The 1,868-nt window shown below is 39.9% G+C and carries 1 protein-coding gene and 1 pseudogene; both read right to left on the bottom strand.

From position 1 onward, the window contains the following. Positions 1–240: 240 nt before the first annotated feature. Positions 241–1,086 (bottom strand): annotated as a pseudogene (locus F6K53_RS39350) (ISAzo13 family transposase); the annotation flags it as partial. A gap of 53 nt (positions 1,087–1,139) precedes the next feature. Beyond that, on the bottom strand, positions 1,140–1,631 hold the full coding sequence (locus F6K53_RS39345) for a hypothetical protein (RefSeq protein ID WP_293085370.1): 492 nt from the start codon (positions 1,629–1,631) through the stop codon (positions 1,140–1,142). Between the last annotated feature and the right edge of the window lie 237 nt (positions 1,632–1,868).

Here is a 1,868-nt window from a genome sequence, read left to right as displayed (position 1 = left end):
TAGCATCAGACACATCCCCACTAAGAGATAATAAACAGATAACTGGCAACTGTTAATTAATTGCTATTTGTTAACAGTTGACGATTGACTGTCAACTATTAATCCTCAAGCGTCAATCGTCAACCGTGAACACAAAAGCAATCAACTAAACTACAGCGTTTTTCATAACTATGAGGTACACAAGATTTTTTCACTATTCCCCTCCTGGGAGGGGTTAGGAACTGCGCAAAAATAACTTTCCTATTTAAGGTTAGGAATAATTTGGTAATTCCATTCTCCATGAAAATCGGCTGGTTGTAGATTCACTTGAGACAGTTGAGAGTCACTAATACGTTGACCAATTTGATATTTACCCTGATCAAGTTCCGCATGAATAGTCAATCCCGTTTGAGTGGTTGTATTGGCAATTAAATTTACCACTACTTCTCGACTAATTAAGGGTCTACCTCTCCAATTTTCGGTAATTTTACAAAACATACGATGTTCTATTTTGTTCCACTTGCTTGTTCCGGGAGGAAAGTGAACTACCTTAATCTTAAGTCCCGTTTCATCAGCTAATTTTTGCAACTCAGTTTTCCAGAGGCGAAGCCGATAACCATTGCTTCCTCCAGCATCTGCTGTGATTAACAGTTCTTGAGCTCCTGGGTAGAGCTCTATGCCCATTTTTTGCCACCAAGTACGAATTGATTGAACCGCAAACTCAGCGGTATCATGGTCAATACCAACATTAACCCATCCTTGATTATTACTTACATCATAAATTCCATAAGGGATCACTTTGCCTAAATTCGGGTCAGCAAAGTCATGCATCTTTACTTTGACTGGCTCTTTTTTCCTTTCCCATTCCTTCCCTTCATTTTTGTAGTTTCCAATTAGTTCTTTTTTCTTTGTATCTACTGAAATAACGGGTTGCTCTCGACCTTGATACTCTTTGATTTCTTGATTAATATATTGAAATTGTTCGTCTCGATCTGGGTGACCTTTTCCCTCTGAACTTTTTCGATTACTCTGTAAACTATATCCTAGTTGATGCAGTAACTTCGCTACTGTTCTTGGACTAATTTGATGTCCGATTTTTCTTAATGCCTCGAGACGAAACCTTAGCATAGTGGAGCCTTAATCAAAAAGTTTTAACCCTTTTATGCATAACCGACTAACCATAAAGGCTCCACTATGCTTACGGTAACTTCAACAGCAATTTTTGATGTGCTTTTTGATGTCCATCGCAGTGGCGATTCCGGGTCTCCACGTGTGATTGGGTCAATCAACTCTTCTAAATCTTTGAGCAGTTTTGGCTTACTCTGCTCATAGCTCTTTCTGCCTCCTCCAGGTTTTCTGATCCTAGTTGATGGAGCAACAGTCGCTACACTACTCAACGGTTGCTGTAGCTCTTTGATACCTTCTGAGACTGTTTTGGCACCAATGCCTGTGGCAAAGACTACCAGCTCTATCCCATTTTCACCTAGTGCTACTGCTTCCGATGCTGCCCACAATCGTCTCAGCTTTTCATTCATGTAAGGCACTAATGCCTCAAACTTGATTCTGAGGGACTCGATGATTGACATATCCATGATTTGACCATTAGAGCGCACTAATACTATAGATGGTGCTTGAACTAAGTGATATCCCATCCCCCATCAGACACCCCAACTATTCTTAAATCTCTTCATAATCTAATTTACCACCAATGGAATTATTTATAACTTCTCTATTGGTAAGTTATTTTTGCGCGTGTCCTAAGCTAACCAACCAAACATTTCTTCCACTAACGCTCCTCCTGGTAAAGCAAATTCAATGGAATCAGTTAGCCGAGTTTTCTGGTCTTCTGGAATAAATTGATGGCGATGAACCCAATAGTCAAAGGGTCC

Source organism: Moorena sp. SIO4A1 (assembly GCF_010672065.1).
Classification (GTDB): domain Bacteria; phylum Cyanobacteriota; class Cyanobacteriia; order Cyanobacteriales; family Coleofasciculaceae; genus Moorena.
The sequence above is the reverse complement of the archived record's forward strand: the minus strand, read 5'-3'. Positions and strand labels throughout refer to the sequence as shown.

What these genes read in the sequence shown, in the direction of transcription:
- F6K53_RS39345 (WP_293085370.1), bottom strand. Translation starts at nt 1,631, where the DNA reads ATGGGATATCACTTAGTTCAAGCACCATCTATAGTATTAGTGCGCTCT.